The sequence below is a fragment of the Streptomyces sp. NPDC088116 genome (genome assembly GCF_044741745.1).
GTDB lineage: Bacteria > Actinomycetota > Actinomycetes > Streptomycetales > Streptomycetaceae > Streptomyces.
This window is the reverse complement of record NZ_JBIUTF010000002.1, coordinates 434,341-450,689: the sequence shown is the minus strand read 5'-3', so window position 1 is coordinate 450,689 and position 16,349 is coordinate 434,341. Positions and strand designations below refer to the sequence as shown.

Annotated in this window: 12 protein-coding genes; 11 read left to right on the top strand and 1 reads right to left on the bottom strand. The window is 70.4% G+C overall.

Translation table 11 applies throughout. The features are described 5' to 3' along the window. Positions 1-71: 71 nt before the first annotated feature. The gene (locus tag ACIOJD_RS08325; protein ID WP_401909775.1) at positions 72-608 is read right to left on the bottom strand and encodes an HNH endonuclease; all 537 of its coding nucleotides are present in this window, start codon (positions 606-608) and stop codon (positions 72-74) included. A 279-nt stretch (positions 609-887) separates the two neighbouring features. Here ACIOJD_RS08325 and ACIOJD_RS08320 point away from each other — a divergent pair, with 279 nt between their 5' ends. The 11 genes from ACIOJD_RS08320 to ACIOJD_RS08270 all read left to right on the top strand — a co-directional run bounded on the left by ACIOJD_RS08320 (position 888) and on the right by ACIOJD_RS08270 (position 16,347). Then, on the top strand, positions 888-1,955 hold the full coding sequence (locus ACIOJD_RS08320; RefSeq protein ID WP_401909772.1) for a mechanosensitive ion channel family protein: 1,068 nt from the start codon (positions 888-890) through the stop codon (positions 1,953-1,955). 247 nt (positions 1,956-2,202) lie between these two features. Then, positions 2,203-3,411 carry an ROK family transcriptional regulator gene (locus ACIOJD_RS08315; protein WP_401911638.1) on the top strand — a complete coding sequence of 403 codons (1,209 nt, stop codon included), beginning with the start codon at positions 2,203-2,205 and terminating at the stop codon, positions 3,409-3,411. A 166-nt stretch (positions 3,412-3,577) separates the two neighbouring features. Next, positions 3,578-4,912 (top strand): ABC transporter substrate-binding protein, encoded by a 1,335-nt coding sequence (locus ACIOJD_RS08310; RefSeq protein ID WP_401909769.1) that lies wholly within the window; start codon positions 3,578-3,580, stop codon positions 4,910-4,912. Positions 4,913-4,933: 21 nt separating this feature from the next. Next, a complete protein-coding gene (locus ACIOJD_RS08305) occupies positions 4,934-5,875 on the top strand; it encodes a carbohydrate ABC transporter permease (protein WP_401909767.1) in 942 nt (313 codons plus the stop codon). A 1-nt stretch (position 5,876) separates the two neighbouring features. Further along, complete coding sequence (locus ACIOJD_RS08300) at positions 5,877-6,791, top strand: carbohydrate ABC transporter permease (protein ID WP_401909764.1); 915 nt, start codon at positions 5,877-5,879, stop codon at positions 6,789-6,791. 5 nt (positions 6,792-6,796) lie between these two features. Further along, on the top strand, positions 6,797-8,062 hold the full coding sequence (locus ACIOJD_RS08295; RefSeq protein ID WP_401909762.1) for a 6-phospho-beta-glucosidase: 1,266 nt from the start codon (positions 6,797-6,799) through the stop codon (positions 8,060-8,062). An 83-nt stretch (positions 8,063-8,145) separates the two neighbouring features. Then, positions 8,146-9,159 (top strand): N-acetylglucosamine kinase, encoded by a 1,014-nt coding sequence (locus ACIOJD_RS08290; protein WP_401911635.1) that lies wholly within the window; start codon positions 8,146-8,148, stop codon positions 9,157-9,159. Between the two features lie 431 nt (positions 9,160-9,590). Then, complete coding sequence (locus ACIOJD_RS08285; protein WP_401909759.1) at positions 9,591-11,048, top strand: hypothetical protein; 1,458 nt, start codon at positions 9,591-9,593, stop codon at positions 11,046-11,048. A gap of 11 nt (positions 11,049-11,059) precedes the next feature. Beyond that, complete coding sequence (locus tag ACIOJD_RS08280) at positions 11,060-12,088, top strand: glutamate ABC transporter substrate-binding protein (RefSeq protein ID WP_401909757.1); 1,029 nt, start codon at positions 11,060-11,062, stop codon at positions 12,086-12,088. Positions 12,089-12,227: 139 nt separating this feature from the next. After that, the gene (locus tag ACIOJD_RS08275; protein ID WP_401909754.1) at positions 12,228-13,559 is read left to right on the top strand and encodes a hypothetical protein; all 1,332 of its coding nucleotides are present in this window, start codon (positions 12,228-12,230) and stop codon (positions 13,557-13,559) included. Positions 13,560-13,635: 76 nt separating this feature from the next. Further along, the gene (locus ACIOJD_RS08270) at positions 13,636-16,347 is read left to right on the top strand and encodes a tetratricopeptide repeat protein (protein WP_401909751.1); all 2,712 of its coding nucleotides are present in this window, start codon (positions 13,636-13,638) and stop codon (positions 16,345-16,347) included. Positions 16,348-16,349: the final 2 nt, after the last annotated feature.

Sequence of the window (16,349 nt, the reverse complement as noted above, 5' to 3'; positions counted from 1 at the left end):
GCCCCGGAGCCGCCCCGCGCCTGCGGGGGCGGGGTGAGGCACGCCCCCGCAGGCGAACCGAGCCCCCGGAATCACGCCGAGATGCCGTCGATGCGGGCCATGGCATCCTCCGCTCCGTACGGTTGTAGGTACGGAAGCCACCTCGGATCGCGGTGTCCCGTCCCGATGATTCGCCAGGCCAGGCCCGATGGCGGGGCCGGCTGGTGGTTGAGTCTCCAGCCCAGTTCCCTCAGGTGCCGGTCCGCTTTGACGTGGTTGCAGCGGCGGCAGGCCGCCACCACGTTCTCCCACGCGTGCTGCCCGCCACGGCTGCGCGGAATGACGTGGTCGACGCTGGTTGCGACGCCACCGCAGTACATGCAGCGACCGCCGTCGCGGGCGAAGAGCGCGCGGCGGGTGAGCGGGACGGGGCCCCGGTAGGGGATGCGTACGAAACGCTTCAGCCGTACGACGCTGGGTGCGGGGATGACACGGGTTTCGCTGTGCATGAAGGCGCCGGATTCCTCGAGGCAGAGGGCCTTGTTCTCCAGGACGAGGACGAGCGCGCGGCGGAGCGGTACGACGCCGAGCGGCTCGTACGACGCGTTGAGGACCAGAACGTGCGGCACGGGTGCCTCCTTGTACGCCGGCGGCGCGTGGCTCGCGCCGGGACGATCTGTACTCAGTCTCTCCTCATGCCTGGTCGAAACGCCACCACGTCCAGGTAACGGCCTCGGGGTGTTTTCGACCACACCACGTCCTGCCGTGCCGGTGGCCGCTCCCGGCCCGTACGGGGTACACGTGAGTCGTGTCTCTCCCCCCGGCGGAGCGCCGGAACGGCCGCACTGCCCCGTTAGTGTGGTTGGCCAGCCCGGCAACCTGTCCGGCCATACCTGGAGGTCTCTGTCGTGTCCTGGTCCGCTCCGTCGGCCGCCGCCGCTCCACCCCCCGACCCCGTCACTCTGGACGAGGCCGCGGACCGGGCGACCGACGCGGCGAGCTGGGTGGAGGAGAACTGGTCCACGTGGCTGAGCGTCGGGCTGCGCATGGTGCTGATCCTGGTGATCGCGCTCGTCCTGCGTCATGTGATCCGCCGTGCCCTGACCAAGCTGATAGAGCGGATGAACCGCAGCGTTCAGTCCGTGGAGGGCACCGCGCTCGGTGGTCTGCTGGTGAACGCCGAGCGGCGGCGCCAGAGGTCCGAGGCCATCGGGTCGGTGCTGCGGTCGGTCACGTCGTTCCTGATCCTGGGGACGGCGGCGCTGATGATGCTCGGGGCGCTGAACATCAATCTGGCCCCGTTGCTGGCGTCCGCGGGTGTCGCGGGGGTGGCGCTGGGCTTCGGTGCGCGCAATCTCGTCACCGACTTCCTGTCCGGCGTTTTCATGATCCTTGAGGATCAGTACGGCGTCGGGGACACGATCGACGCGGGTGTGGCGTCCGGCGAGGTGATCGAGGTCGGCCTGCGTGTCACGAAGCTGCGGGGCGACAACGGGGAGATCTGGTACGTACGCAACGGCGAGGTCAAGCGGATCGGCAACCTGAGTCAGGGCTGGGCGACGGCCGGCGTCGATGTGATGGTCAGGCCGTCGGAGGACCTGGATCGGATCCGTACGGTCATCACACAGGTGGCCGAGAAGATGGCCAAGGACGACCCGTGGAACGAGCGGCTGTGGGGTCCGGTCGAGATGCTCGGCCTGGACTCGGTGCTGCTGGACTCGATGACGGTGCGGCTCTCGGCGAAGACGATGCCGGGCCAGTCGCTGGGCGTGGAGCGCGAGTTGCGCTGGCGGATCAAGCGCGCGTTCGACGAGGCGGGCATCCAGATCGTCGGCGGCATCCTGATCGCGACGGAGGACGGGGCGGCGACCGACCCGACGGCGGGTGTGTCGGCCCCCTCGGCGCTGGCCAGCCCGACCTCGCCGCAGTCGCTGGCGGCGTCCCCGATAGCGCCGCCCACCAACCTCACGAAGTAGTAGGACCGGCCGCTCACTGCTCATCTCCGCGCCCCCGGGTAACTCTTTGGTTGCCGCGGGGGTGTGTTGTGCCGGAAGGTATTGACGGCTTCCCTGCCACCGGCCTACGTTCCATGCCTGATAGGAAACCTTCCTAACAGAGTTCGGTGTCGTCGGTGAGTTTGCGAGCAGCAAGTCGAAAGGCAGGCGCCAGGCCGTGACCGGATCCACCACTCCGTCGCCGGGAACTCCACGGGTGCTGCGGGCCATGAACGACCGGGCCGCCCTTGATCTGCTGCTGCTCCACGGGCCGCTCTCGCGGACGCGCATAGGGAAGCTGACCGGGCTGTCGAAGCCCACCGCCTCCCAGCTGCTGGCCCGCCTCGAAGCGGCCGGACTCGTCGTCGCCACCGGGACCACCGAGGGCCGTCCCGGTCCCAACGCGCAGCTGTACGCCGTCAACGCGCGGGCCGCGTACGCCGCCGCGCTCGATGTGAACCCGCGGCGGATCCTCGCGGCCGTCGCCGATGTCACCGGCGCCACCGTCGGCGAGTTCGAACTGCCGACTCCGGGCCGCCGCACCGACGATGTCGTCCGTCAGGTGACGGACGCTCTGGAGGGAGCCGTGAAGGCCGCCGGGCTGACGCGCGCGGAGGTCCGCCGGGTGGTGATCGGCACGCCCGGCGCGTTCGACCCGTCCACCGGGCGGCTGCGGTACGCGTCCCATCTGCCCGGCTGGCACTCCCCCGCCCTGCTCGACGAACTGGCGGCGGCCCTGCCGATGCCCGTCGAGTACGAGAACGACGTGAACCTCGCGGCGGTCGCCGAGCAGCGGCTCGGGGCGGCCCGTGGTCACGAGGACTTCGTCCTGCTGTGGAACGAGGAGGGGCTCGGCGCCTCCGTGGTCATCGGCGGGCGGCTGCACCGCGGCTTCACCGGTGGCGCCGGCGAGGTGGGCTTCCTGCCGGTCCCCGGAACTCCGCTCGTACGACAGGTCGTCAGGGCCAACAGCGGCGGCTTCCAGGAGCTGGCCGGCGCGCAGTCCGTGCCGAGGCTCGCCAAGTCGCTGGGGTACGACACCCCGGAGAAGCCGTACGTCGATGTCGCCGCCGGACTGCTGGCACGGGCCGCTGCCCGATACGGGGAGGACGGAGAGCGGGCCGGTGGTAGCGGGCGGGACCGGGACAAGGAAAGTGGTCAACTGGCGGAGCTGCTACGGCTGTACGCCCAGCGCCTCGCCACCGGTCTCGCGTCCGTGACCGCCGTCCTCGACCCCGAGCTGATCATCCTCGCGGGCGGGGTGATCGCCGCCGGCGGTGAGCCGCTGCGCGCGCTGGTCCAGGCGGAGCTGGCCGAACTCGCCGCGTCGCGCCCCCGGCTCCTCGTCGGAGAGGTCCAGCACCGTCCCGTACTGCGGGGCGCCCTGGAGAGCGCTCTCGCGACCACGCGCGACGAGCTTTTCGACACCTCGCGCTGACGGCCCCTCACGTCAGCACCGGTCCACGGTGACCGCAGCGTGCGCGCCCGCGCGCGCCACCACGGTCACGCCCGCGTTCACCCCCACGGTTCACCCGCGCCGCGTACGCCCCGCAAGCCTCCCCGTACGTCACCTTCCCGAACCTCGACCACCCGGGAGTACCGTCATGCCCAAGAACCGACGTCTGACCGTTTCCGCCCTGGCGGTCGCCGCGATATTCGTCGTCGCCACCGCGTGCACCGGCCAGTCGGGCGCCGGCGCGTCCGACGATCCGAGCGCCAGGACCTCGATCACCTTCTGGCACGGGTGGAGCGCGCCCGCCGAGACCAAGGCGATCCAGGACAACATCGACCGGTTCGAGAATGCCCACCCGAACATCACGGTGAAGGTCGTCGGCAACATCAATGACGACAAGCTCAACCAGGCGCTGCGCGCGGGCGGTTCGAACGGGCCCGATGTGGTGTCCTCCTTCACCACGTCCAATGTCGGCAAGTTCTGTTCGTCCGGCGCCTTCGCCGATCTGAAGCCGTTCATCGAGAAGTCCGGGCTCGATCCGGAGAAGATCTTCCCGAAGGTGCTGCTGGAGTACACCCGGTTCGAGGGCAAGCGGTGCGCGCTGCCACTGCTCAGCGACGCGTACGGGCTCTACTACAACAAGGACGCCTTCAGGAGGGCCGGGATCACCTCGCCGCCGAAGACCATGTCGGAGCTGGCGGCCGACGCGAAGAGGCTCACGAAGACCAAGGGCGACAGCTATGAGCAGGTCGGTCTGATGCCGACCTATCACGGCTACGAAACGGTCGTCGATCACTACATGTCGAGCTGGGACCACACCTATTTCGGCAAGAACGGTAAGTCCGCCGTCGCCAAGGACCCCGCCTTCGCGGAGATGTTCACCTATCAGAAGAAGCTCGTGGACGACCTCGGCGGCTACGGGAAACTGGAGAGGTTCCGCAGCACGTTCGGTGACGAGTGGGGCGCGAAGCACCCGTTCCACACCGGCAAGGTCGCGATGCAGCTCGACGGCGAATGGCGGCTCGGGATGGCCGAGGACGCGGACGTACCGTTCGAGATCGGAGTGGCGCCGATGCCCGTGGCGGACGACGAGGCCGACAGTTACGGCAAGGGTTTCCTCTCCGGGACCATCATGGGTATCGCCCCGCAGAGCCGGAAGCAGAACGCCGCGTGGGAGCTGATGAAATACATGACCACCGACACCGAGGCGGTTGTCCAGTTCGCGAACGCCATCCGCAATGTGCCGTCGACCTTCGCGGCGCTCGCGTCGCCCGGCCTGAAGCTCGATCCACGTTTCCGGACGTTTCTCGACATCGCGCGGCACCCCGATTCCAGCACACCGCCGGCCGCCGTCAACGGTTCGGCGTACCAGCAGACGCTCCAGGACTTCGGATTGCAGTACGAGAAGGGCGGCGTGAAGGATCTCCAGGCCGGTCTGGAGAAGACCGCCCGGCAGATCGACCGTGATATCGAGCAGGCCAAGTAACGGGCCCGGAAGTCTTTTTCGATGTCCACCTGCACGCCGCGTTCGAAGCGCCGCAGGTCGGCGCTGCGTACGGCGGCGTTCATGTCGCCCTGGTTGATCGGCTTCACCGTCTTCTTCGCGTATCCGCTGATCTCGACCGTGTACTTCTCCTTCATGAAGTACGACGGCTTCAACCCGCCCTCCTGGAACGGCCTCGGGAACTGGTCGTATGTCTTCACCGACTATCCGATGTTCTGGCCGTCGCTGCGCAATACGCTCTGGCTCGTCGTCATCATGGTGGCCTGCCGGGTGGTCTTCGGGCTGGGCACCGGCCTGCTGATCACCAGGATCAAGACCGGTACGGGGATCTTCCGCACTCTCTTCTACCTGCCGTATCTGGCGCCGCCGGTCGCCGCGACCCTCGCCTTCGTCTTTCTCCTCAATCCCGGTACGGGGCCGGTCAACACGGTCCTCGGGCAGCTCGGTCTGCCGGCTCCGGGCTGGTTCAACGACCCGTCCTGGTCCAAGCCGGCGCTGACGATGCTGGCCGTCTGGGGCATCGGCGACCTGATGGTGATCTTCATGGCCGCGCTGCTCGACGTGCCGAAGGAGCAGTACGAGGCGGCGGAGCTGGACGGCGCGTCGGCCTGGCAGCGGTTCCGGTTCGTGACCCTGCCGAACATTTCGCCGATCGTGCTGTTCGCCGTGGTGACCGGGGTGATCTCCGCGATGCAGTACTACTCCCAGCCGCTGGTCGCGGGAAAGGTCGCCTCCGGTGTCATCGGCGGCTCCGGCCAGCAGTTCGAGCCCGGCTATCCCGACAAGTCGACACTGACGCTGCCCCAACTGGTCTACAACCTGGGCTTCCAGCGCTTCGACTACGGCGCGGCGTGCGTCGTCGCGCTGGTGCTGTTCCTCCTGGCCATGGCCTTCACCGCGCTGCTGATGCGGCGGCGCGGCGGACTGATCGGAGCGGGTGGCTGAGATGACGTCCGTACTCGACCCGGCGACCGCGCCGGCCGGAGCACCCCGGCCGGCGGCTCGGAACCGTACGCCCGCCGCCCGGACCGCACGCCGCAGGGTGCTGCTGCACTGGATCGCCGTCCATGCCCTGGGCGTCGCGGCCGCGCTCTTCTTCCTGCTGCCGTTCGTCTTCCTCTTCCTGACCTCGGTGATGAGCGACCAGCAGGCACTCACCCGCGACCTCACCCCGGACACCTGGGAGTGGGGCAATTACGCCAAGGTCTTCGACACCCCGGGCTTTGTGACCTGGTGGAAGAACACCCTGCTGTACGCGGGACTCGGCACCGTCCTCTCGGTGACCTCGTCGATCCCGGTGGCGTACGCGCTGGCGAAATTCCGCTTCCGGGGACGCCGGTTGTCGCTGATGCTCGTCATCTCGACGATGATGCTGCCACCACAGGTGATCATCATTCCGATGTATCTTTTCTGGGCGAAACAACTCGATCTGTCGGGCACGCTCTGGCCGTTGATCATTCCGATGGCATTCGGCGACGCGTTCTCCATTTTCCTGCTGCGGCAGTTCCTGCTGACCATTCCCGACGAGTATCTGGACGCCGCGAAAGTCGACGGCTGCGGTGAATTCCGTACGCTGCTCCAGGTTGTGCTGCCGATGGCGAAACCGGGGGTGGCGGCGGTGGCACTGTTCCAGTTCTTCTACGCCTGGAACGACTACTTCGGACCTCAGATCTACGCCTCGGAGAATCCGGCCGCCTGGACCCTCAGTTACGGCCTGGAATCCTTCAAGGGCGCGCACCACACCGACTGGAATCTGACCATGGCCGCGACCGTCCTGGTCATGGCCCCCGTGATCCTCGTGTTCTTCTTCGCCCAGAAGGCGTTCGTCGAGGGAGTCACACTGACCGGAGTGAAGGGCTGAGAATCATGAAGCTCGCAGTGGTCGGCGGCGGATCGACCTACACACCCGAACTCATCGACGGTTTCGCCCGTTTGAGGGACACCCTGCCGATCGGGGAACTCGTCCTGATCGACCCGGCGGCCGACCGTCTCGACCTGGTCGGGGGGCTGGCCCGGCGGATCTTCGCCAAACAGGGGCACCCCGGCCGCATCACCGTCACCCAGGACGTGGACGCGGGTGTCGCGGACGCCGACGCGGTGCTGCTCCAGCTGCGTGTCGGCGGACAGGCGGCGCGCCTGAAGGACGAGACGTGGCCGCTGGAGTGCGGCTGTATCGGGCAGGAGACGACGGGCGCGGGCGGTCTGGCCAAGGCGCTGCGGACGGTTCCGGTGGTCCTCGGCATCGCTGAGCGGGTACGGCGCGCCAACCCCGACGCCTGGATCATCGACTTCACCAACCCGGTGGGGATCGTGACCCGGGCGCTGCTCCAGGCCGGTCACAGGGCCGTGGGCCTGTGCAATGTGGCGATCGGCTTCCAGCGCAGGTTCGCGAAGCTGCTGGAGGTCGCCCCCTCCGAGGTCTATCTGGAGCATGTGGGGCTGAACCATCTGACCTGGGAGCGGGGCGTGCGCGTCGGCGGCCCGGAGGGCGCCGACGTACTGCCCGAGCTGCTGGCGAAGCACGGCGACGCGCTCGCGGCCGATCTGCGGCTGCCCCGTGCGGTGCTGGACCGGCTCGGGGTCGTACCGTCGTACTACCTGCGGTACTTCTACGCGCACGACGAGGCCGTACGGGAACTGGGCACCAAGCCCTCCCGGGCCGCCGAGGTGGCCGAGATGGAGAAGCGGCTGCTGGAGATGTACGGCGACCCGGCGCTGGACGAGAAGCCGGAGCTGCTGTCGAAGCGCGGCGGCGCCTTCTACTCGGAGGCCGCGGTGGACCTCGCGGCCTCGCTGCTGCGCGGCGAGGGCAGCCCGGTCCAGGTGGTGAACACCTACAACAACGGCACGCTGCCGTTCCTGCCGCCCGACGCGGTCGTCGAGGTCCAGGCACGGGTGGGCACGTCGGGCGCGGTGCCGCTGGCGGTGCCCGCGCTGGATCCGCTGTACGCGGGACTGGTCGCGAATGTCTCGGCGTACGAGGCCCTGGCGCTGGAGGCCGCGCTGCACGGCGGCCGGGACCGTGTCTTCAAGGCGCTGCTGTCCCACCCGCTGATCGGCCAGTACGCATACGCCGAGACGCTCACGGACCAGCTGATCGCACACAACCGGGAGCATCTCGCGTGGGCGTGAGCGGGGATCTTGACGGGGGTACGGGCGTGGCCGGGGGCGGGGGCGTGGTGAGGCCCACCGATGCGGCGGGGCGTACGGGCTCCGTGGGGCGTACGGGCTCGGCCGGCCCGGCGGCGGGGCGCGGCAGCGTCCTGGCCGTCGACGCGGGGAACAGCAAGACCGATGTGGCCGTGATCGGCCCCGACGGGTCGGTGCTCGGAACGGCCCGCGGGGGCGGCTTCCAGCCGCCGGCCGTCGGGATCGAGGCGGCGACCGACGCGCTGGCGACGGCGGTCGCCGAGGCGCTCGCGGCGGCGGGACTGCCGGAACGGGATGTCGTGGATCATGTGTCGGCGTGTCTGGCCAACGCCGATCTCCCCGTCGAGGAACGGGAGTTGACGGCGGCCGTGCACGCGCGGGGGTGGGGCCGTACGACCGAGGTCCGCAACGACACCTTCGCGATACTGCGCGCGGGGCTGCCGAGCGGCGCGGCGCCTCGGGGCGTCGCCGTCGTGTGCGGTGCGGGCATCAACTGCGTGGGCATGCTGCCGGACGGCCGCACCGCCCGCTTCCCCGCGATCGGCCGGATCTCCGGTGACTGGGGCGGCGGTGCGGGCCTCGCGGAGGAGGCGCTGTGGTTCGCGGCGCGCGCGGAGGACGGCCGGGGCGAGCCAACGGAGTTGGTACGGACGCTGCCGGGGCATTTCGGCCTGGGGTCGATGTACGAGCTGATCGAGGCGCTGCACCTGGGGCGCATCCCGTACGTGCGCCGGCATGAGCTGACGCCGGTGCTGTTCGCGACCGGGGCGGCGGGTGACGCCGTGTCCCGGTCGCTGGTCGACCGGCTGGCCGAGGAGGTCGTGGCGCTGGCGACGGTCGCGCTGGACAGGCTCGGGCTGCTGGGCGAGGAGGCGCCGGTACTGCTGGGCGGGAGTGTGCTGGCGGCCCGCCATCCGCGGCTCGACCACCGGATCGGGGAACTGCTGGCCGTCAAGGCGCCCAAGGCGGTCGTCGCGGTGGTGACGGCTCCGCCGGTGCTGGGCGCGGCGCAGTTGGGCCTGGATCACGTACGGGCGAGCGGGGAGGCTCACGCGCGACTGGGGGCGCATTACGCGTGAGCGCGCCGGGCGCGCGCGACCCGCCCCGGTGGCATGGCGCAGCCGCCATTGCATCCGTCCGCCGGATAACTCATCCGAACGCGTACGAACTCCCGTGGAGGGGAACCGATCAACGGTGTCCGGCGTATTCACAGGAGAGCGGGGACCGCACGGCCGCCGGAGGCCGGAGAGCCGAAGATTCGACAGCTCGACGACTCAATAGCTCGACTCGATGGCTCGATGGCTCTTCAGCTCGGCAACTGGCACGGAACGTAGTTCGGCGTAGGTCGGCACCAACCGGAACAGCTCGTGAGCACCCCGGTACGTAACAAGATCCAGTCAGGCCTGGTGTAGTTGTCGGTCCCGGGCGCCATACTGCTGACCGGGAGTTTGTCCCCCCGAATCCGCCGGGGGCCGCATCGTCGTCGTCAAATGACCGAGGGGGAGGTCACGTGACATACCCGCCGAATGTGCGCACCGCGCCACCATCGGCTCCGACGCATGCGCCCGCGCGTCCGTCGGCGCCACCGGCCCCGGGCGGACCGGCGGGACCGCCACCGGGGCGGCACAGCGCGTGGACGGAGACCAAGGCACGGCTGCGCGCCGCGGCGACGACGGAGCCGGGGCGGCTGAGGATCATCGGCGCGGCCCTGGCCGTGCTGGTCCTGGCGTTCGGGGCGGCGGCGACGCTGGAGGGGGCCGACCGGTTCACCTCCGCCGACGCCGTGGTCGAGGGGAGTCAGCCGCTGAGCGAGGACGCGGCCAACATCTACGGATGGCTGGCCGACGCCGATTCGGCCGCGGCGAGCGGCTTCCTGTCGGGCGCGCAGAACACACGGACGCGGGCCGACGAGCGCGAACGCTACGAGGAGGACGTCACGTTGTCGTCGCGCTACCGGGACGGCATCGAGGAGGCGTCCAGGCTGCTGGTCAGGGCCGCCACACATACGGACAGTTCCAGCGAATCGGGCCGGCAGATAGCCACGCTGAACGAGGGCCTCCCCCGGTATACGGGGCTGATCGAGCGCGCCCGTGCCAACGAGCGTCAGGGGCTGCCGCTGGGCGGTGCCTATCTCCAGTACGCGAACCAGGTGATGACCGAGGAACTGCTGCCCGCCGCACAGAGGTTGTACGACGCGGAGACAGCCCGGCTCACCCGGGACAACGACGACGCGAGGCTGTGGCCGTACGTCTCGCTGGTGCTGGGGGTGGCGGCGCTGGGCGGCCTCGCCTGGACGCAGCGGCGCGACTACCGCAGGACGAACAGGGTGTTCAACCGGGGCCTGGTCGCCGCCACCCTCGCGTTCACCGTGCTGCTGTTGTGGCTGGCCGGCGGTCAGGCCGTCGCGCGCGTGCAGCTGAACAACGCGCAGGAACAGGGCCAGGCATCGCTGGAGGCTCTCAACGACGCCCGGATCAGCTTCCTCAAGGCCCGCGCGAGTGAGAATCTCACGCTGATCGCGCGGGGCTCCGTCCTTACGGAGGACGGCCGCGACCAGTACGAGACGGACTTCAACGCGAGCATGGACAAGCTGGACGCCGCGCTCGGCAGGGCCGGGAAGCTCGCCGACAACGAGGCGGGCGCCGAACCGGTGCGCGTCGCGCAGGCGTCGGCCGCCCGTTGGCGGGAACTCCACACGTCGGTGGCCGCCACGGACAAGGCCGGTGACTTCGATGCCGCGCTGAAGAAGGTCATCGGTGGCAAGGGCACCACGGGCGAGTCGTTCGACGAGGTGCGCACGGAGCTGGACAAGGCGCTGGGGCAGGAGAAGAGCGACTTCTCCCGGTCCGCCGAGAAGGGCAGGACCGCGTTGTACGGACTGGGAATCGGTGCGGGCGCGCTGCTGGGTCTGCTGGGCGCTGTGGGCGCCGTGCTGGGCATCGGCCGCAGGATTTCGGAGTACCGGTGAGAGGCGCGGGGATGACGTCCGTGAAGGGGCCCCGTCGGCCCCGCTGGTCCTCCACGTCCCGCCGGTCCGGCAGGTTCCACGGCTGGGGTGGCGTGTCGGCCATGGCCGGTGCCTGTGCGCTGACCGCCGCGCTCGCTCTGCCGCAGTTGCCCCACGCGGCCGCGGAGCGGTCGGACCGGGCCGCTCAGCGGACCGCCACGGCCGTGCCCGCGCGGGCCGACGCCTGCGTGGACCCGGAGCCCGTGCCGCCCTCCGACGACAACAACGCCCCGGGCGTCAAGGCGATCCGGGATCGTCAGGGCGCTGCGAGGAAGCTCATCGTCGGTGTCGATCAGAACAGCTATCGCTGGGGTTCCCGCAACCCGGACACCGGCGAGCTGGAAGGCTTCGACATCGATCTCGCCAAGGCCATAGCCACGGACATTCTCGGCAGTCCGCAGGACGTCACCTTCCGCGCCGTTCCCACCGAACAGCGCGAGGAGGCGCTGGCGAAGGGCACGGTCGACCTCGTCGTCAGGACGATGACGATCACCTGTGAGCGCAGCGAGAGGGTGACGTTCTCCACGCCGTACTTCCAGGTGGGCCAGCAGGTCCTGGTTCCCGAGGGCTCGCCGGTCACGGGCTTCGACGAAACGCTGCGCGGCAAGCGGGTGTGCACGGCCAGGGACTCGACGGCGTACAACGCGCTGAAGAAGAAGTCGTACGGCGCGGTCTTCGACAAGCCCGAGTACATCGTGCCCAACCAGCTCGACTGCCTGGTGCGGCTCCAGCTGGGCGAGGTCGACGCGGTGGTGACGGACAACGCGCTCGCGGCCGGCCAGGCGGCGCAGGATCCGGACGTCGAGCTGGTCGGGGAGCCGTTGCCCCCGGAGTACTACGGCGTCGCCGCGAAGTTGGGCAACGACGATCTGGTCGGCCGGGTGAATCACGTGCTGGAGGAGTACCGCGCGGGCGGGAAGGACAGCCGTTGGATGAAGGCGTACAACCACTGGCTGAAGGCGGGACTGCCCGGCATAACCGAGCCGCCGTTCGCCGACTGACGAGACCGGCCGGCGCGGCGGGGATCAGGAGCAGGACAGGAGCAGGACAGGGCGGCGCGCGGCGGAACAGCGCGGGGCAGAGCTGAACAGCAGGGCAGCAGGGCAAGGCCGGGCAGGGATACGAGCGGAGAGGTGATCGATGGGCGTCATGGGTTCCTTCCCCGACTCGTCGGGGAGGCCGCCGGGACCGGTGATGGACCGGGACGAGGTGGACCGGGCCTTGGCACGCCTCGAAGCGGAGTACGAGGCGATCGAGACCTCTCTGCTCGCCCTCCAGGACCACTCCGGCCGCAGACTCCTCGAAGGGGCCGAGCTGACCGGGGTCACCAAGGACCGCTGGGCCGCCGCCGAGCAGTCGATCACCTTGCTGTGGACGTACTTCGACAGCTACACGGAGGCGCTGACCGGCGCCCGGGAGGCGCGTGCCAGGCGGCGCTGGCCGAACCGCGACGATCTGGTGGAGCTGACCGAGACGCTGCGCGGCCGCGGTGTCACCGTCGCGGGCGCCGCGGCAGGCGGGTCGGCGGCCCTCGGCACCCCGGCCAAGCTCTCCGAGCACTTCACGCTCGCCGAGCTGGTGTCCCGGATGAACGAGCTGTACGCGTCCTCCCTGGACATGGTCGTGGCGGCCGACGCGGTCTGGTCGGCGCTGCCGGCCCGGATCGATCTGCTCTCGGCGGAGTTGCGGCGCACCCGTTCGCTGGCGCACTCCGTCGGGGTACGGCCCGGGGAGCATCCGGCCGGTGACGACCTGGAGTCGATCACGCGGGAGCTGACCACGCTGCGCGCCCAGGTGGTCTCCGATCCGCTGGCCTTCTGGCGTCCCGCGCCCGGCAGTTCGGCCCCGGGCGGCGGCCGTCCCGACACCGAGCGCTACGACCGGGAGGCGCGTGCCCTGGAGGACGTACGGCGGGAGATCGAAGCGGTTCTCGCGGTGCGCCAGGACTCGGAGGAGCGGCTGAAGCGGCTGCGTGACGTCCTGTCGCGCGCGGACCGCACGCTCACCGAGGCCCGGTCGGCCCGTGGCGAGGTGCTGGCGAAGATCGCGGCGTCCGAGGTACCGGCGGTCAGCGGCCCGCCGACCGCGCTCCAGGAGCGGCTCTCGACCGCCGCCGAGTACCGCAGGCACGCCCAGTGGAACCGGCTCTCGCCGCTGCTGGAGTCGCTGGAGCGCGACGCCGAGGACGAACTGCTGCGGGCTCGCGAGTCGTTGACGGCGGTCACGGCGCCGCTGGCGGTCCGCGCGGAGCTGCGCGGCCGGCTCGACGCGTACAAGGCGAAGGTCGCCCGGCACGGCATGGCCGAGGATCCGCTGCTCGTCGAGCGGTACGACGCGGCCCGCCGGATGCTGTGGAGCGCGCCCTGCGATCTGCGCGTCGCCGAACAGGCGGTGCTGCGCTACCAGCGGGCCGCGGCGGACGTCCTGGTCCCGGGCCGGCCGGAGCCGGCCGACGGCGAGGGGGACGCATGACGGGCGAGGGGGGACGTATGACGCGCGTTTCGCGGGCGCACGCGGCAGAGGAAAGAGAAGGCGGGCGGGGGACCGGATGAGTGCGAAGAACGCCTGCCAGCGCCCCGGCTGCGAGGGGTCGTACGAAGACATGGGCGGCGGTGAGATGTACTGCGACACCTGTGGTCTGGCCCCCGTCGTCTCGCCGGGCGGAGTGCCGGCCGCACGGGGCGGCGGCGGGAGCGGCGGCCCCGGCTCCGGAAGCGGCCCGTCCGCGCGCTCCTCGTCGGGCGGCGCCACCCGCGCCTCCTCCGGGCCCTCCGCGCGCTCGTCCACCTCACGGCGTTCGGTCTCGGGCCGGCTGTCCGGTCAGCAGTCCTCCCGGTCGGTGTCGGTGCGCAGTTCCGGTTCGTCCGCGTCCGCTTCGGGCCGTAACCGGCTGGGCGCCGGCCTGGTCTCCGTACCGGACGTACCGCGTCCCGACCCGCGGTCCGCCGTGATGGGGAAACCGGAAGTGCCGGAGCGGAAGCGGTACTGCTCGCGCTCCGACTGCGGGGCGCCGGTGGGCCGCGCGCGCGGCGACCGGCCGGGGCGTACGGAAGGGTTCTGCACCAAGTGCGGGCACCCGTACTCGTTCGTGCCGAAGCTGCACAAGGGCAATGTCGTGCACGGGCAGTACGAGGTCATGGGCTGTCTGGCCCATGGTGGCCTCGGCTGGATCTATCTCGCGGTCGACCGTGCTGTCTCGGACCGCTGGGTGGTCCTCAAGGGCCTGCTCGACACCGGTGATCAGGACGCCATGGAAGCGGCGATCTCCGAGCGCCGCTTCCTCGCCGAGATCGAGCACTCCAACATCGTCCGCATCTACAACTTCGTGGAACACCTCGACCAGCGCACCGGATCCATGGACGGCTACATCGTCATGGAGTACGTCGGCGGCAAGTCGCTCAAGGAGATCCTGACCGAACGGCGGGCGGAGACCGGCGGCCGCGATCCGCTGCCGGTCGAGCAGGCGTGCGCGTACGGCATCGAGGCGCTGGAGGCGCTCGGCCATCTGCACAGCCGGGGTCTGCTCTACTGCGACTTCAAGATCGACAACGCGATTCAGACCGAGGACCAGCTGAAGCTCATCGACATGGGCGCGGTCCGCAGGATGGACGACGCGGACTCGGCGATCTACGGCACGGTCGGCTACCAGGCGCCGGAGGTCGCGGAGACCGGTCCGTCGGTGGCCTCCGATCTCTATACGGTGGCCCGCACCCTGGCCGTGCTGGCCTTCGACTTCCAGGGCTATGCGAACGTGTTCGTGGACTCGCTCCCGGACCCCGGGAACATCGAGATCTTCCGGACGTACGAGTCCTTCTACCGGCTGCTGGTGCGGGCGACGGATCCGGATCCGGCACGGCGGTTCTCGTCGGCACAGGAGATGGCGGAGCAGCTGACGGGCGTGTTGCGGGAGGTCGTGGCGCTCCAGACGGGGCAGCCGCGCCCTTCGTTGTCGACGCTGTTCGGCCCTGAGCTGCGGATCACGGACACGGAGCTGTTCCCGGAACTGACGGACGACGTCTCGCGGTTGGGTGTGCGGGCACGGTCGGCCGGGAGCGGTGGGGGCAGGGGCCTGTTCCGCCGTCGTACGAGGGCGGTGACGGCGGGGCCCGCCGCGGGGCCCGCGGGTTCCGCGAGCGCGACGGGTTCCGTGAGCGCCACGAGCGCCACAAGTGCCGCGGGAGCCCACGGTTTTCCGCCGCCTCCGGTCCTGCCACCGGCGGTCGGCGGTACGGGCCCGGCGCCCGTGCCGGACCCGCGGCACACGCCCCCGGCCGCTCCCGCCGCCGGGACGGACGCGCGCGGGCCGGTGCTCACACCGGTCGACGCCCACGCGACCGCGCTGGCACTGCCCGTACCGGCAGTCGATCCGAACGATCCGAACGCCGGGTTCCTGGCCGGTCTGACGGCCGCCGCCCCAGCCGAGGCGCTCGCCGCGCTGGCCGGCGCCCCCACCGAGTCCGTGGAGCGCGGGCTGCGCGAGCTGCGCGCCCGGCTGGAAATGGGTGATCCGGCCGCCGCGGCCGGGGAGTTGGCCACCCTGGAGGAAAGCCGTCCCGACGACTGGCGGGTCGTCTGGTACCGAGGGGTCACCTCGCTCGTGACGGGCGATCACGAGAGAGCGGCGGACTCCTTCGACGCGGTCTACGACGCGTTCCCCGGCGAACCGGCCCCGAAGCTGGCGCTGGGCGTCTGCTGGGAGGTGCTCGGTCAACTGGACAACGCGGCCGCGTACTACCGGCTCGTCTGGACGGCCGACCCGAACTATGTGAGTGCCGCGTTCAGCCTGGCCCGGGTGCGGCTGGCCGCCGGTGACCGGGCCGGTGCCGTACGGACCCTGGAGTCCGTGCCCGAGTCGTCGATCCACTACACCGCGGCGCGGGTCGCGGCCGTACGGGCCCGGCTGCGCCGGCGCGGTCCGGACGTGCCCGCCCCCGGATCCGGTGCGCAGGCGCGGCTGATCGACGATCTGACGGCCGCCGCGCACCAGGTGTCCGCGCTCCAGCGGTTCGGTCTGGACGCGGTGCGGCGTGAACAGTTGTCGACCGAGGTATTGGGGACGGCTCTGGACTGGGTACTCTCCGGTAGTCCCGGAACCCGTCCCGCTCAGACCTCGCTGCTCGGCAGCGAACTGGACGAACGCGGGCTGCGTTTCGGACTGGAACGCTCGTACCGGGTGCTCGCCCGGCTCGCTCAGCGCGGCGAGGAGAGGATCGAACTGGTGGAGCGGGCAAACCGTTTCCGCCCTCGGACGTGGGTGTGATT

Bases quoted from the DNA above. Each gene is read 5' to 3' on its own strand.
- ACIOJD_RS08305 (WP_401909767.1), top strand. From the start codon at position 4,934: ATGTCCACCTGCACGCCGCGTTCGAAGCGCCGCAGGTCGGCGCTGCGT.
- ACIOJD_RS08275 (WP_401909754.1), top strand. From the start codon at position 12,228: ATGGGCGTCATGGGTTCCTTCCCCGACTCGTCGGGGAGGCCGCCGGGA.
- ACIOJD_RS08270 (WP_401909751.1), top strand. From the start codon at position 13,636: ATGAGTGCGAAGAACGCCTGCCAGCGCCCCGGCTGCGAGGGGTCGTAC.
- ACIOJD_RS08280 (WP_401909757.1), top strand. From the start codon at position 11,060: ATGACGTCCGTGAAGGGGCCCCGTCGGCCCCGCTGGTCCTCCACGTCC.
- ACIOJD_RS08310 (WP_401909769.1), top strand. From the start codon at position 3,578: ATGCCCAAGAACCGACGTCTGACCGTTTCCGCCCTGGCGGTCGCCGCG.
- ACIOJD_RS08315 (WP_401911638.1), top strand. From the start codon at position 2,203: ATGAACGACCGGGCCGCCCTTGATCTGCTGCTGCTCCACGGGCCGCTC.
- ACIOJD_RS08300 (WP_401909764.1), top strand. From the start codon at position 5,877: ATGACGTCCGTACTCGACCCGGCGACCGCGCCGGCCGGAGCACCCCGG.
- ACIOJD_RS08295 (WP_401909762.1), top strand. From the start codon at position 6,797: ATGAAGCTCGCAGTGGTCGGCGGCGGATCGACCTACACACCCGAACTC.